The organism is Flavobacterium rhamnosi (assembly GCF_048286515.1).
GTDB lineage: Bacteria > Bacteroidota > Bacteroidia > Flavobacteriales > Flavobacteriaceae > Flavobacterium.
The window spans coordinates 1-17,426 of the sequence record NZ_JBLVPS010000013.1 but is presented as its reverse complement, the minus strand read 5'-3'; the positions used below and the strand labels follow the sequence as shown (position 1 = coordinate 17,426).

Sequence of the window (17,426 nt, the reverse complement as noted above, 5' to 3'; positions counted from 1 at the left end):
AAAGCTTCAGAGAAATCTGGAGCTTTGTTATTTTAAACATTGCCGTTTGATTATCATTTATACATCCAGGGCTAAAAAACAAATGCATTTGTACGATTTTTTTTGCAATAAAAATTAATTACACTATTTTTAGCCTAAAATTTACCATGAAACATTTTCTACTCTCTATCATTCTGTTTATCACTTGTACAAATTTAACCGCGCAAGAATTAAACTTTATTTCCGGACCGGTAGGACATGGTACAAATGTTACTGCTGATGACCGTACTTTGCTACCATTCTTTAAAGATCAATCCTATATTTATTGTTCAACATACAAAGTAGTATCAACAAACCCAATAACAAGAAAAGGATGTATTGTTAGAGTTGATATTTCCAACGGGAGTCAATATATTTATCCAGACGATGTTTATTTACCCGCAAATGGTGCATCTGATGCAAAAAAACTAAATGGCAACATCTTTTTTAATATTGGAATCCGGCTTGCAAAAATAAATACTACAACAAATAAACTAACCGTTATTTCAAATGATGCCGAGGATTATGCCCTATTTGATCATTACATCATTTATGAAAACTATAATTACTCCGGGCTTTATATTGTTGATTTAAATACAAATGCAACCACTCAAATATTTTCTCCAAATAATAGAAAATTTTACAGACTTGGTGCAACATATTATGATAATGGAGTATTGTATTTTAGAAGCCAATATACCACTACAGGTGTCTACTATGGTATTTATAAGTATATTCCCGCAACTAAATCAATAACAGAAATTGTTGGAAGAAATGTTGTAACAGGTTCTGATATTTATCAAAATAGAGATGAAATCGCAAGAGTAAATGACAATATCGTTTTTCTCATGAAAGATACAGATTACACCTTAAAATATTTTTCTGTAAATCTAACCACACAATCGCTCAATACTTCTTTTACTTTTAATACCAAGCAAATCTACGACACTGCAGTTAATGATTTAATGGTTTTTAACAATACCGTTTACCTGACAAACGAAGGCAAAGTTTTTATTTCCGATGGAGTAACTACTCCTCAGGCAACCAATTATCCATTATTTATCGGGTATGGATTAGCGGGTTCTCTTGGCGATGTTTTATATTTTAAGAACGAGGCCTATTTCCAACTCAACACTCCTGAATACGGATATGAAATTTGGAAATACGATGGAACAATGAATGACAAACAATTAGTAAAGGATATTACACCCGGTACTGAAAGTTCTTTTGCAATTAACAAAAATGGTTTTATAAACAATAACAAACTTTTTTATACTGTAAATACCGGGCCTTTGGCTTATTCATTATATACCACTGACGGAACTTCAGAAGGAACTGTTTGCTTACTGGATCACTTCACTTATCTATCTTTTACTGCTCTATTTTTTGAAGGCGACACCATCTGTTTTTATGGCCAAAACGACACAAACAAAGGGTTGTTTGTTTATTCTCCTACCACTACTCCAATCTTTGCAACGGTACCCGAGATTTGTGCCGGTGAACGTTTATTGCCTTTACCTACAACATCCACCAATGGAATTACAGGAACATGGTCACCAGCACTAAACAATACCAGTACGACCAATTATATCTTTACGCCCACAGCAGGACAATCTGCCAGTATAACTACCATGACCATTGAAGTAAATCCAATCATAACACCAGAATTTACTGCAGTTGATGCGATTTGTTCGGGAGCAATTTTGTCGCCTTTACCTACAACATCCAACAATGGCATTTCAGGAACGTGGTCACCAGCATTAAACAATATAACCACCACCGAGTACACTTTTACACCAACAAACCAATGTGCTACTACGTTTACCATGACTATTCCTGTAAATCCAACTCCGGCAGCTCCAATAGCTGCGGGACAAACATTAGGAATCGGGGATACAGTTGATAGTTTAAGAGCTCAAGGAAATAACCTGAAATGGTATTTAACTGAAAATGCAACAGCAGAATTAGCCTCAAACACAATTTTAATAGAAGGACTCTATTATGTCTCGCAGACTGTAAATACCTGCGAAAGCGAAAGAACCGCGGTTGTGGTTATTTTGACAACTTTAGGAATTGACGATAGCAACGCCATTCGATTTAGTCTGATGGCTTTTCCTAACCCGTTTAAAGATACTTTCGGCGTTGAAATTAATGTCGAAACTCAGGAAACAGCAAGAATATTAATATATGATAACTTGGGCAAATTGATTGAAAAGAAAGAAGGAACTCCAATTGAAATCTCGCATTATGAATTTGGCAAAAACTATCCGATAGGAATTTATAATATCATTTTAAATCAATCTGGAAAAACCAATACATTTCGCATGATAAAAGGATGATCCCTGATCCTCACAGGGGGGATTAGAGTCAAATCCACTCCTAAAACGGTTGAAAATTGCCTCATTCTAGTTGCGAATAAAACGGGCCACTTTTCAATAAAAAGATAATATCAAGACCTACGATAAGCACACTTAAGCTTACATTAATTTAAAAACGCCTTGGAGTCGAGAAAAATCAAAAATCAAAACCATCCAATGATTTTCGCTGAACAAGCGCCTTAACATAGACTAAACCGCTTTTTTTATGTCTCTTATTTTAGTACTTTTACGAAAAAACATTCAGAACCTAGAATTTACAGAAGAGAAGTTGCCATCACTTTGCGGAGGAATCAATTATGAAATGAAAAGCAAAATGCTGCTTTTTCAAAAGGATTGGCACCGCTGCTATAAATTAGATGCCACAACTGGGTAGCGAGGGCGGAGTAAAGTGTCTTTGTTTGTACTAACCACATAAACTAAATGTTATGGATTCTGATAAATTTATTTTCTGCCTCGAAGCAGTTCCGGATGTAGAAACTGACACTCCTACTGAGGTGGTCAAAAGCTTGGAACGATTAGCCTTTGAACAAGGGATTACGAGTATATATAAAACCTGCGATACAATTGAAGGATTAGAAGAAAGTTTAAACGCATTATTGTATGAGGACCATAATTTTAAGGATTATGAAATAATCTACTTAGTAATGCAAGGGGAAGGAAACAACATTTGCCTTAATGACTATTACTACAGTTTAGAAGAAATAGCTGAGCTCTTTGAAGGGAAAATGACCGGGAAAATTTTACATTTCGCCAATGCAAAGGTATTAGACTTAAGCGAAGAAGAAGCACAATATTTTTTAGACATTACAGGGGCACGCGCTGTTTCCGGTTATGGAGCAGCATTCAATAAGTTGACCAGCATTCCGCTGGACAAAGCGTTCTTTAGTTTATTTGAAGAACAAGACAATGTCGTTGAAATAGTAGAAGAATTATATAAAAAGCACTATGCCCTTTGCAAACTACTCGATTTTAGATTGTATTATTAACCTCGAATCGACCACACTGCTTTCGGTAGCTATTTAGTAGTTATTACAATAGCTCCATTAGACCCCTGAGCTCCATAAATAGCAGCATCAGCTCCTTTTAAAACACGTATGTTTTTTACATTATTAGGGGATAAATAATCGATACTTGAAACAATCATTCCATCAACAACAAATAACGGATCTGAGATATTACGAATAGAACTCAGCCCTCTAATGGTTATCTTGTTATCTCTTGAAACTGAAACTCCTGCTAAACGGCCTCTTATGAGATCATATATAGTGTTGTATATGGCAGTATTTTTATCCTTTTCTACTCCTATACTTTCTGAATTAATAACCTGATATTTTTGATTTTCTTTAGAATATTTAAGTGCAACCTTATCTCCTTTTTTCGTGGATTTTTCGACTTCTAAAAACATAAAATTCATAATATCTTCACTATTAAATTTAGAAGATAACAAACCATATTGAGGAGAATAAACATTAATCGTACTGACTTTTTCAGGAAGCAAAAGTTCAAATTCGCCTTTGCTGTTTGTCGATACATTGGAATAAATGGAATCCAAATATATTCTGGCATTTGCTACGGGTTTACTTTTACTATTCACAACCTTTCCGCTAAGCTTATTTTGCGCATAGCCAAAACCAACAGACAATAACAAAACAAACAATAGTACTTTAGAAATTTTCATAATGCCGTAATTTATAAATTTCAATAAATATATGAAAAAGTAAGGCTCAAAATTTTTTATTATGAAACCGAATGAAATTTAATTTAGCAGAAAAAAAATAGTAACACAATAAATACTAGAGCTTTAAGATTTTAAAAGTTGAATCTTTAGTCAATAGCCCAGTTCTTTTTTACAACCCTTATTTAAACCAGTGCCGCTCTCTATCGCCGTTCTTTATCATACTACCAAAAGCTTTTAAAGGGAATCCATTAGGATTGTTGCCTTTTCTTTGATACAGAATCGCTCTAATAAACGGGATTTCTTTACAGCTGATATCGCTAAAAAAGATAAAGTTAAAAATCTCTTAATTTTCATAAATAAGCTACAATCATCAATGAAATTAATACAACACCAGATCGAAAATAAAAAAATATAACATTTTAGCCTCAAAATGTTGTATTTTTTGAATATTACAGTAATTTTACCCCGATAAAATTATATTTAGTAGGAATTTATGATTAAAAATTACTTCTCCAAGAATACCGATCCGTTAAAATCCACAATCCCCCCCCATCCTCTTTCTTCCTTTGCTACCCCAAAAGAAAAACAAAACAAAAGCAGTTCTTTAGTCGCTTTTTTAGGTTTACTGCTACTGTTTTTCTTAGGTGCGCCCTTAGCGGCACAAACCACACTTTTCACCTCTGGTTTTGAAACAGGCGATGCTTCTTTAACAGCAAGTACCGGGACAAACGTTAGTATTACCCAACCCTATACGGGCGCTTCAAGAACAGGATCAAAGTCTGGTGAAATGATAGCGACAGGTAAAAACCTTAGTTTTACAGGATCCATAGTTACTTCTGGTCAAATTTCTTTTGTTTCCGGCAGGTATTATACCGTATCCATTTGGGCCAAAGCCTATGGAGATGTATCCACTTTGAAAATTAAAAAATCAGCTGGTAACACGAATACCGATATGAATAATGCAACAGGAAATGATCTCCTTTTAAATCCTGTTTCCGCCAATGTCACAACGTCAAGTTATGTTCAGTTTTCAGTAAGCTTTCAAGCAACGGCCACTGAAAATAAATATGTTGGATTTCAGGTTGTGTCAGGAGCACAAAATGGAAGTACCTCTGCTCTTTACATCGATGATATAAGTATTATTGAGAACACTACCCTTCCCATATCGTACTGTACCCCTACTTATACATCAGGACCAGGTACAACGGATCAAATTACAAATGTAACTTTAGGAACCTTAACAAATACGACCGGAACAGCTGCCACGCCCTATTATACTTTTTATAATAGCGCTACTGTGCCCAATCTTACCCAATCCGCGACGGCTTCAGTAGCCGTAACATTAGGCTCTGATTCAGCACAATATGTGGGTGTTTGGATTGATTTCAATCAAGACGGTGTTTTCCAGACATCCGAAGGAGCTATTTCTGCTAATGCCGGTTCAAATGGAACTGTCACTGTAAACATCCCCATACCCGCTGGTTCCACATTAGGAAACACCCGAATGCGGGTACGTGGTGGTGATGATTCTGCGCTGAACACCTCACAGGCTTGTGGCAATTCTTCCAGTTCTTACGGGGAAACGGAGGATTACATCGTAAACATTATAAGTAGTGTGGCATGTGTTGCCCCAACAGCATCAGCCTCAACACTGACTTTAGTCCCGGCAAGTACTGCAATAACTGGTACTTTTGCTCTTCCCAGTCCAGTTGCAGATAACTATTTAGTGGTGTTTAGTACTTCAAGTACACCACCAAGTCCTGTAAACGGAACAACGTATGCAGTAGGCTCAACTGCATTAGCAGGATCTAATGTTGTTGCCGATACCGATAGCAATAATGCCTTTGCGATTTCTGGACTTTTGGCATCAACCCTGTACTACATTTATGTTTTTCCTTATAATACTTCCTCCTGTTCAGGAGGTCCGATATACAGAACAACCTTACCTTTATCTGGAAGTGCTACAACCCTTGCTCCAACGTATTGCACGCCTGTTGGCAATTTAAACTGTAGCTCGAATGACTATATCAGTAAAATAATCTTCAACACTTTAAACAATCCAACAAACTGTGGAACTGGAGGCTATACCAATTATGCAGCTACAGGAACACAAACAACTTCAGTAACAAAAGGTACGACCTACACCTTAAATCTAAGTGTTGGTAGTGGTACCGGAACTCATGCTGCGGGAGTTTGGATCGATTTTAATCAAAATGGTGACTTTAGTGATAGCGGAGAATTTTTCTTAATCAGTAATAGTATTGCAGCCAATACAACTACAGCAGTAGCAATACCTATTCCAACAGGAGCAAATACAGGAACAACCAGAATGCGGGTCCGATACGCGTATAGCGCAACAATTAATGCCGCTTCAAGTTGTACCATGAGTGGTACTTACGGAGAAACAGAGGACTATACCGTTACGATTTTAAACGCACCAGCTTGCGCGGTTCCTACTGCATCCGCAACAGCCCTGAGCTTAACTCCGACTGGTAACGCAATTGCAGGCTCATTCACATTAGCAAGTCCGGCTGCAGATAATTATCTGGTTGTAATCAACACCTCAGGGACAATACCTGTCCCATCCAACGGTACAAATTACACCATTGGTTCAACTGCTTTGGGAGGATCCAATGTCGTTGTAGATAATGACAGTAATAGTACTTTTACAGCCCTTGGCCTTTTGGCTACAACCACCTACTATGTTTTCGTATTCCCGTACAGTACACAATGTATCGGAGGCCCATTATACAAAACGACAGTCCCCTTAAACGGAAATGCAGCAACGATTGTTGCAAGCAACTACTGCAAGCCCTCGATAACTTCGGGCTATCAAGATAATGGATACATCAGTACTGTCAGTTTTATTGGGACTTTAAATGACACCTCTAATAATTCTGCCTATTCATCAAGCCCAGTAGGCTATCAGGATTTCAGTGCTTTTGCCAATAAGGCCAAACAGGCACAAGGTGAAGGTATCAATATGTTTGTCCAGGCACTAAATACCTCTTTTATGAAAGCATGGGTAGACTGGAACAGGGATGGTGATTTTGAAGATTCTGGGGAAATGGTATATGACACGGGAGGAATATCAACCTACTCTACCACCTTTGGTTTTATCATACCGGCCAATGCAGCGGTTGGTGACTACAGAGTTCGTGTACGAATTAACAGTAGAGATACTAAGGCCCCTTTTGATTCGAATTCAACCCCAACATTCACTTCTTGTCTGACTATAAATTATCCTGGCGAAACCGAAGATTATCTTTTTACGGTTATTGCCAGTTGCTCCTCCCTAATTACCAGTGTTAATGATGGTGAAACCTGCGGAAACGGAGCTGTAAATTTGGTAGCTAAGGGCGCTGCGGACACAACAAAATACCGTTGGTACACTAGCGAAACAGGAGGTACCTATACTGAAACCAGTACTGGAAGCTGGACAACACCTTCGCTATCCTCTACTACCATTTATTACGTAACAGCATACAATGGTATTTGTGAATCACTAGAAAGAACAGCAGTAACAGCAAAAATAAGTCCAGTCCCGACTTTGACTTTTACACCCAACAACCCTACAGTTTGCGGAGAAGAGACCATCATCGCCTTATCAGCATCTGGAGACACCCAACAGGTGTACCTTATCAATGAAAATTTTGAAAGCGGTTTGGGTGTATTTACGAACAACACTATTACAAGCCATACTGAAGTGAACAGCAAAACAGCCTGGCAAAGTAGAACCAGTCCGTTTGTACCGGCTGAACAGGTTTGGTTTCCAGCAATCTCTTCCGGTTTCGGCACCAACAAATTTGTTATGGCTACTTCTGATACAGGTTCCTATACTATTCAAAACGCTTTGCAGTCTTCAACGGTCAATTCGACTAATTTCCTGGATTTGACACTAAGTTTCAAAATGTACTATTCCCGTTATTATATCGATGGAAATAATTTAACGCAGGACTATGCTACCGTAGAGGTTTCAACTAATAATGGAAGTACGTGGACGGAGCTCACCCGCTATACAGCCGATGTCGGTTATGGAACTCGCTTCGACACCAAAATCTTTAATTTGAATGCGTATATCAACGTGCCTAATCTAAGAGTCCGCATCCGCTATTATGGAGAATGGTGTGACGGCGTTGCTATTGATGATTTTAAATTATTTGGATTCAAGCCCTACAATACCTCTTTCAACTGGACCAGTTCCACTCCTGTACAGGCCTTCTCCGATGCTGCCTGTACCGTTTCATACACAACAGGAACGCCAATAGCAACTGTTTATGTAAAACCAACTTTAGCACAATTAGAAACCGGAACGTACACCTTTACTGCCAACCCGGTATTAGCGAATGGCTGTTCAGCCTCCAAAGACATAACAGTAACAAACACCTCTAAAATTTGGAAAGGAGTAACAAGCGACTGGGACTATGCCAGCAACTGGAGTCCATCGGGAGTTCCTACAGCAGCTAATTGTGTGATTATTCCAGGTACATCAGTGATTCCAGGCAGTAATTACCTTGCGTACGCAAAAAACCTGACGGTCAAATCAACCGGTACTCTTGAAATGCTTACAACCGGTACTCTAACCGTAACCGATTTTGTAAATGTAAATACAGGCGGGATTTTCAATGTAAGAGATAAAGCCAGTCTGGTGCAAATCAACAGTGTCGCTAATACTGGAATAGTAACTATTGAAAGAACCACCCCACCAGTATCGCAACTTGATTATACCTACTGGAATTCACCGGTCACCGCTGCATCCAATTTTACTTTAGGCACTTTATCTCCGAATACCTCCTATATGTATTCCTGGATACCAACAGTGGCTAATGGTGGCGGAGACTGGCAATATGAGACTGCTACTACCGTTATGGATCCGCTTAAGGGTTATATCATCAGAGCTCCCAATTCTTATACTTCCAGTAAGGTTCCCTACACTGCAATTTTTATTGGAACACCAAATAATGGAGATTTAGCAGCACCAATAAAAAAAGGAACTTTAGCAGGAGTGGTAGACGTGGATGCAGAAAATGATGAATGGAATCTTATTGGAAATCCGTACCCTTCGGGACTGGATGCCGCCAAATTCTTAAATCTTGCAGCCAATGTACCGGTTATAGACGGAACAATCTATATTTGGACCCATAACTCCCAACCCAATTCCGCAACACCCGATCCATTTTATGGAGACTATGTTTTTAATTACACCGACAATGATTATGCGGTTTACAACACTACCGGAGGAACTGCCACCGGACCCGCATCAACAGGAGGTTCCGCACCTACAGGTTTTATAGCCACCGGTCAATCCTTTTTTGTAAAAGCTGCGAATGGTATGACATCCGGAACAGCTGCTGTAACTTTCAATAACAGCATGCGTGTTGCAGGAAAAAATAGTGACTTCTTCAAATTCACTACTCCAAAGACCGAAAAAAAGCACAGAATATGGTTGAACTTAGTGAACAATTCTGGTGCCTTTAGCCAGACATTAGTAGGTTATCTGGCAGGGGCAACACAAGATTTGGACAGGAGTTATGATGGAGAAACATTAGGAGGAAATGACGTTACCTTCTACTCTATTATTCCACATACGCAATTAACGATTCAGGGCCGGCCATTGCCATTTGATGAAAACGATCAAGTTATATTAGGTTATAATTCAGCCGTAGCAGGTGAACTGTCCATACGTTTAGATCATGTTGACGGTCTCTTTAGTGCTCAAAACATCTATTTAGAAGATAAAGAACTAAATCTCATTCATGATTTAAAAGCCAAACCCTATGTTTTCACTACAGAAATAGGTGATTTTGATGATCGTTTTGTACTGCGATATACCGATAAAATACAAATGAATAGCGTTAATTTAGCAACGGCTACATTTGAACTATCCAATGCCGTAACTGTAATTGTCAATCAAAATGTGACAGTTAAATCGTCTGGTCGAAGTATTAAAAGCATTGTGGTGTATGATTTGTCAGGCAGAAAAATAGATCAGTATAAAAAGGTAAATGCGGTACAATTTACTTTGCATCATCTAAACAAAACAACTTCAGGTTTAATTATAAATATCACACTGGAAGATGACTCCATTATTTCAAAAAAAATAATATACTAAATAAGAAATAAATAAATCTAAAAGCCATCCCTCCCGGATGGTTTTTTTATGGAATGTTCCTTCCCAAATGGGAAACAATCCGATGTATTAAAAACAATAAAAAAAGAAGAAAAAAAGAAGAAAAAAAGAAGAAAAACGTGAAGAAAAACGTGAAGAAAAAAACTAGTTTGACAGGCTATTTTTTTTGCTGTCTAAGCCACAAAAGTTCGTTTTACAAATCTGCAAAAAATAGTCTTTTTCAATGATTTCTTTCCGTATCATTAGGCAACTAAAACCGATAAAAAACTTACAACTTAATCCGTATCCTAATTTCTATTTATTAAGAAAAAACTGCACTATAATCTCATTATTCCTCTTAAAAAATAAAATATATTTATACTATTTTACGTACAAAATTTTATCATAACTGTACTTAGTCGATTTTAAAAGCTTTTAATCTATTAAATAAAAGAAAATACATAACTTTAATTCCTCAATAAGAATGATTTTTTAATTCTGAATTCATTTAGAATCAAAAACATATCCCAATAATTATTTAAACAGGAGAAAATTATGAAGAAAATTACTTTAAAAAACATAAAATTAATTCTCACGTTCTGTTTTCTTCTTATTGCATTTTTTGGACAGTCACAGACAACGCAAACCTTTACTGCTTCTGGAACTTTTACAGTCCCACCTGGAGTAACAAGCGTACAAGTGGAAGCTTGGGGCGGAGGCGGAGGCGGAGGCGGAGTTATTGGAAACGGTGGAAAAACACAAGCCGGAGGAGGTGGAGCCGGGGGATCATATACCAAAACTACTAGCGTAACTGTTACTTCTGGTGCTGCCATAACGATCACCGTTGGAGCTGGAGGTATTGGGGCGCTTAGGGTAAATGGGACAACTGGAGGAACTTCAAGTTTTGGCGCTACAGTAACAGCTATCGGAGGTTCTGGCGGTAATCTTGGTAATAACTCTTTAGGTGCCGGTGGCGCCGTAACTACTGGAATAACAAGAAATGGTGGAGCTGGAGCAAGTGCTATAGCAGGTGCGAGCGGCGGCGGCGGCGGCGGTGCAGGGAGCACTGGAAATGGTGGAAATGCAAGTGGTAGCACTGCAGGATCTGGAGGTACAATAGAAGGAGGTAATGGAGCTTCTGGGACAACAAGTAATGGATCAGATGGAACTTCTGCCGTTGCCCTAAGTGGTGGCGGAAGTGGTGGTCGAAATGTTGGAAACACGGATCGGAAAGGTGGAAACGGATTTCGAGGTCAGGTTATTGTCACCTGGACCTGCCCTACTGCATACAACTTGAGTACCACATCCATTTCGGCTCCAATATGCGCAAACAGTGGTACAAATGTAGCCGTTACTTCATCGGCAGCAGGATTACCTATTGGAACCTATACTGTTACTTATAGCTTATCAGGAGGAAATACAGCAACAGGAAATACAGCAAGCATGACGGTTGCAACAGCGGGTTCAGGAAGTTTCACCACAAGTGCATTGCCAAATTCGGGCTCAACTACGATAACAATCACTAATCTTGCTAGTGGAGGATCGTCTCCAAACTATTGCAATTCAACAATTAGCACAAATAATACGGCAAGTGTAACCGTAACAGCTATTCCTACAATTACCGGGACTACACCCGGGTCTACAGTAGGGACAGGGACAGTAACATTGGGAGCAACGGCATCTGCAGGAACCATTTCTTGGTTTACCGCTAGTGTCGACGGAACTGCTTTAGGAACAGGAACCAGTTTTACTACGCCAAGTATAGCAACAACAACAACTTATTACGTAGAAACAAATAATGGTTCGTGCACCTCTTTATCAAGAACCGCGGTGGTAGCAACCGTGATAACACCACAAGAAATAAATATTCGAGGAAATGCTACTTCAATTGTTGATGGAGATGCAACTCCAAGCGGCACAGATTGGACAAGTTTTGGATCAATGGAAACCAGTACGGGAATCATTACAAAAACATATACCATTCAAAATACGGGGAATGCAACCTTAACCATTGGAGCTATTACTATTTCTGGAACTAATGCAAGTGACTTCACCGTTACAACAAGTCCGAGTGCTTCAATTGTTGCAGGGGGTAGTTCTATATTTTCTATTAGCTTTGATCCTAGTTCTTTAGGTGTAAAAACCGCTGCTATTTCAATTGTAAACAATGACAGTAATGAGAACCCTTATGATTTTTCCATCCAAGGAACTGGAATCCAAACCTTTTTTGATAGCGACGGAGATGGTGTTTATGACAATTTTGACATTGATGATGATAACGACGGCATCTTAGATGCCACTGAGGAGGCAAACTGCAACAGCTCAAATGGTCATAAAGTAGATTACAAATTCTTAAATGAAAGCTTTGGCACAGGAACAGGACGAACTTCAAGTTTTACAGCTGCCTACAATGCTACAACAACCTATTGTTATGAAGACGGAATTGTAGGAAGTAATACGACAGAATGTCCTTCACAATCAACAAAAATACTTGATGATGGTGAATACACGGTAGTCTCTAAAATAACGGGGACACTAAGTTCTGATCCCGACAATATTCATGGCGATCTAGCCTGGTACAATGGGCAAGATCATACAATAGGAGATACTGATGGAAGGATGGCTGTTTTTAATGCCAGTTTTACTCCCGGCACATTTTATGAAACAACTATTACCGGAGTCTTGTCAAACCTACCCATAACCTATAGTTTCTGGGTATTAAACATTATGGCAGCATCTACTTTCCCTAATTCCATTTTACCCAATGTAACAGTAGAATTTTATGATTTATCAAACAATCTTCTTACGACTTACAACACGGGTGATATTGGCAGATGTTCCGGAAGCACCACAGATAACACTTGCGCTCAAGGAGTTTGGAAACAATTCACCACTAGCGTCAATTTAGGAAATGTAAATGCATTTACGATTCGTTTTAAAAATAACGCTCCCGGTGGTGGCGGTAATGACCTTGCACTGGATGACATTCTAATTTCACAAACTCTATGTGATTTAGATAATGATGGAGTTGCAGATATGTTTGATTTGGATGCAGATAATGATGGTATAGAAGATGTTATCGAAGCAGGCTTAGGAAATTTGAGTAATGCCAAAGGAAAAATTGATGTGAGTTGGGTCGATACAAATGGAAATGGACTTCACGACAGTGGTGAATCAGTAGCTGCATTGCCAGCATTAGACTCTGATGGTGATGGCATTCCGAATTATATAGATTTAGATAGCGACAACGACAGTCTTTTTGATGTGGACGAGTCTGGTGCAGGAAATACAAATGCCGTTGCCGGATATCAAAATGGAGATGGTGATATCAATGGAGATGGTACTGGAGATGGACCGGAATCAGAAGCATTTAGAAGTAAGGATATTAATGGAGACGGAATAACTGAAGGTTATGGAGACGGAATATTAGACATCTATGACTATGGCACTGGAGTGACATTTACTACACAATATGGGAATTTAGGACAGGGCACTGCAACTGTAAATCCTGCTACTACCTACTTAAAAGACACGGACGGTGATGGAATCCCCGATTATCTCGATGTGATATCGAACGGCACTGCGCTTGATATTGCAAATACGATATTAATTTATGACTATAAAACTTTAGATACCACTAACGACGGTATTATTGATGGCACGACTGACATTGATAAAGATGGAATTCTGGATACTTTTGATACCAATACGGCTCAATGGGGCTCTCCACGGGACTTACATACTAAACTATTTCTAGATTTTGATGGCAGAAACGATTATGGTCAAAGCACAGCACTTCTTGGTGGTTTAACAGGTGCTTCCCTCATGGCTTGGGTCGATTTAAATTCTGCATTCTCGACTGAAGGTGTTATTGTAGGCCAAAATAATTTTCTCATCCGAATTACTGCCGCAAAGAAATTAGAAGCGGTTGTCAATGGAACAACTGTAACCTATGATACAGCATTAAATGTAGCACAATGGTATAATGTTGCAGCAATTTATGACGGAGCCAATATAAAATTATACTTAAATGGTGCTTTGGTGGCAACCCAAGCTAAAACCGGAAGTATATCGGCTGATGCAACATTACTAACTTTAGGCAAAGACCCAGGCACAAATACAAAATATTTCAAAGGAAAAATTGATGAAGTACGAGTGTTTAATATGGCTTTAACCGAATCGCACTTACAAAGGATGGTGTATCAGGAAATCCAAGATACTGGTTCACAAATTAGAGGTGCAATTGTTCCTAAAAATGTTGCCACGTCTCCTGCTTCTTTACCTTTTGCTAATCTGCTTCGCTATTACAGAATGGATAACTACAAGAATGACATCATTGATGATTTGACAACTGCAGCTATTGATCTTACAGGAACAAAAATATACAACCATAAAAATATTTATGTACAACAGGCGCCCATGCCTTTTTTAACGGAACGTAACGGAAGTTTTGCTGCTGCCGTGAACAGTCTTACAAAAGAAATCAGAGGGGCTGACATTATGGATCAGGACTGGTCTATTGTAAAAGTACAGCATGATATTACCGAAACGGCTAATAATATTGATTTAGGAATGCTGGTAGATTCCGGAAAAAATATTGTAATGAATAATGACACCAAAATACAAAATGATTGGTACTTAAAACTAGATGGAAAAATAGATTTAGTAGGAATGTCACAGTTAGTTCAAACTACAGAGAGCGATTTAGATGAAACCAGCTCCGGTTCTATTGAAAGAGACCAGCAAGGCCAATCCAGCTTATACAATTATAACTACTGGAGTAGTCCGGTAAGTCCTATTAACGTTTTAGCCAATAATACGAATTATACTGTCAATGGTATTTTGAAAGACGGCACTACAACAACTCCTCAAAATATTAACTGGATAGGTGGCTACGATGGCGCTGCCACAACTCCTGTTAGTTTAGCTCGTTATTGGCTTTATAAATTTGATGATTATGAAAATGATTATGCTAATTGGGTCCAAATATTAGAAACCGATCCATTGCGTGTCGGACAAGGGTTTACATTGAAAGGAAGTGGTGCAGCATCAGGAACTCAAAACTATACTTTTGTCGGAAAACCAAATAACGGAACAATAACATCTAATACTGTAGGTGATGATCAATTATTGTTGACAGGTAACCCGTATCCATCTGCATTGGATGCTGATACTTTTATTACAGACAATTTAACTTCTATCGATGCATTCACAAGCCCGTCCATAGATGGCACCTTGTACTTCTGGGAACACTATGCCACTAACAATACCCATGTTTTACGCGATTATCAGGGAGGATATGCAGCAAGAAATTTAACCGGAGGATTAGCCCCTACAGCTGCCGGTGTTGATTTCATCAGTCAGGCAGGAACGCCTTCGAGAGGGATACCGAACCGATTTATTCCAGTAGGGCAAGGTTTTTTTGTGATTGGAAAAATTGGAAGTACAGGTCCAGTAATTTTTAAGAACAGCCAAAGAGGATTTCATAAAGAAGATGATGCTTTGAATTCTAATGTTATGTATAAATTCAAGTCAGGAAAAAGTAAAACTGTTAGCGATACTAATTACAATAATAACGATAATGACCCTGTAGTAAAGGATACTTATAAAAGGATTCGTCTGGGATTCAATTCTCATAATGACTACCACAGACAAGTGCTGTTGGGATTCATGAATGAAAAAGCAACCAGTGAAATGGATTATGGTTATGATGGCTACAATATTGATGACTTTCCAAATGACATGTATCTGTTAAATGGAGAAAATCAACTGGTAATAGCAGGAGAAGGTTTTTTTGATGTGGCTGCTTCCTACCCTATTGGCGTAAAAACAGATGCCGAAGGAAAAGTAAAATTCATGATTGATGAATTAGAGAATTTCGACTCAGGACAGGCAATTTACATTTACGATGATTTGACTGGGATCTATCATGATATTCGCAATGAAACATTTGAAGTAGTTGTGCCAGAAGGTGAAGACAACCATCGTTTTTCACTACACTTTACTTCCAAAACGTTAGCTACTGAGGAAAATACCATCACTGAAAATGTTATTAAAATTAGCCATTTACAGAATGGAAATATGCTTGTGATCAACAATAACTCATTGGATGCAACCGTTCAAAAAGTTACTATTTTCAATATAAGCGGTCAGTCAATAAGCACTTGGAAAATTGAAAACCAAGAGCAACAAAATATTCAATTGCCTATTAAAAAAATAAGTTCAGGAGTATACATAGCAAAAATCCAGACTACAAATGGGGATATCAGCAAAAAAATAATTATCCCTTAACTCCACAAAAAGCAAACTTAAAAAAAGAGAAAACCGTCAGAAATGGCGGTTTTTTTTATGTCAAAAATCGATTATAACCTAAGAAACAACGTACATATAAACTTACTTATTACAAAACGAGTAGTTTATCGGTAGATAAAATCCTTTCATCGAAAAAAAGATACTTATTAACAAAAACCCAATTTAAATTGCTAATTTTGAAGTAGGTACTGCTATTTTTGGGTACTCCGATTACAATCATCCTTGTTGTTTTTTTTTAAATTAAACTCTAAAAAGACGATAATAAAAAAAAAGACGATAGGCTGATTACATTTTTCATTGAAAATAATACCACTACAATTAACATTATTTTGCTTCTAGGAACATCGTAGATTATTCTATGTATTCTTTATAAAAATATTAATCGTTTGATTTAAAAGTGTAGAGATCATGAAAAAAAATTACTTTAAATTCTATATAAATTTATCTTCAGTTTTAAAAACATCAAAAATATTTTACCTGTTTTTGATTACTTTTTTGATTAGCAGTACCAGTTTTTCCCAGACAATATCAAGCTTTACACCAAGTAATGCCTGTATCAATTCCGGTGCATCTGTAGTCATAACCGGGTTTAATTTTACAGGGGCAATTGCTGTAAATTTTAATGGTATCGCAGCTTCTTATACTATCATTAGTGATACAGAAATTAATGCAATAGTGCCTCCAACCGCTACAACAGGAACTATTTCAGTTGTAGGTTCAGTTACCGGCACCAGCATAGATACTTTTACGGTCGATCCATTGCCCGCTGCTGCCGGTACTATAACAGGCACCTCCACAGTATGCCAGGCTCAGGCTTCTGTAGCCTATTCCGTTGGTGCTATTGCAAATGCAACTAGCTACTTTTGGGCCTATTCCGGTACAGGTGCTACAATCACAGGTTCAACAGATAGCGTATCCATAACATTCGCTG

7 protein-coding genes are annotated in these 17,426 nt (G+C 38.0%); 6 read left to right on the top strand and 1 reads right to left on the bottom strand.

Going from position 1 to position 17,426, the window contains the following annotated elements:
- The first annotated feature begins 146 nt into the window (after nt 1-146).
- The 3 genes from ACNQGN_RS11550 (at nt 147) to ACNQGN_RS11540 (ending at nt 3,382) form a co-directional block, all read left to right on the top strand.
- Nucleotides 147-2,357, top strand: coding sequence for a T9SS type A sorting domain-containing protein (locus tag ACNQGN_RS11550; RefSeq protein ID WP_417987986.1), 2,211 nt, complete (start codon nt 147-149; stop codon nt 2,355-2,357).
- Nucleotides 2,358-2,601: 244 nt separating this feature from the next.
- Nucleotides 2,602-2,769 carry a hypothetical protein gene (locus ACNQGN_RS11545; RefSeq protein ID WP_417987985.1) on the top strand — a complete coding sequence of 56 codons (168 nt, stop codon included), beginning with the start codon at nt 2,602-2,604 and terminating at the stop codon, nt 2,767-2,769.
- A 52-nt stretch (nt 2,770-2,821) separates the two neighbouring features.
- Nucleotides 2,822-3,382, top strand: coding sequence for a DUF6642 family protein (locus ACNQGN_RS11540; protein ID WP_417987984.1), 561 nt, complete (start codon nt 2,822-2,824; stop codon nt 3,380-3,382).
- A gap of 29 nt (nt 3,383-3,411) precedes the next feature.
- Here the strand turns inward: ACNQGN_RS11540 and ACNQGN_RS11535 are convergent, their stop codons facing one another.
- Nucleotides 3,412-4,074, bottom strand: a complete 663-nt coding sequence (locus tag ACNQGN_RS11535) for a TonB-dependent receptor plug domain-containing protein (RefSeq protein ID WP_417987983.1) — start codon at nt 4,072-4,074, stop codon at nt 3,412-3,414.
- Between the two features lie 493 nt (nt 4,075-4,567).
- Between ACNQGN_RS11535 and ACNQGN_RS11530 the strand changes: the two genes are divergently transcribed.
- From ACNQGN_RS11530 to ACNQGN_RS11520, 3 genes are all read left to right on the top strand, one after another.
- A complete protein-coding gene (locus tag ACNQGN_RS11530; RefSeq protein ID WP_417987982.1) occupies nt 4,568-10,186 on the top strand; it encodes a GEVED domain-containing protein in 5,619 nt (1,872 codons plus the stop codon).
- 552 nt (nt 10,187-10,738) lie between these two features.
- Complete coding sequence (locus ACNQGN_RS11525) at nt 10,739-16,474, top strand: LamG-like jellyroll fold domain-containing protein (RefSeq protein ID WP_417987981.1); 5,736 nt, start codon at nt 10,739-10,741, stop codon at nt 16,472-16,474.
- A 429-nt stretch (nt 16,475-16,903) separates the two neighbouring features.
- Nucleotides 16,904-17,426: IPT/TIG domain-containing protein (locus ACNQGN_RS11520; protein WP_417987980.1), on the top strand; the 523-nt coding region annotated here is incomplete at its 3' end.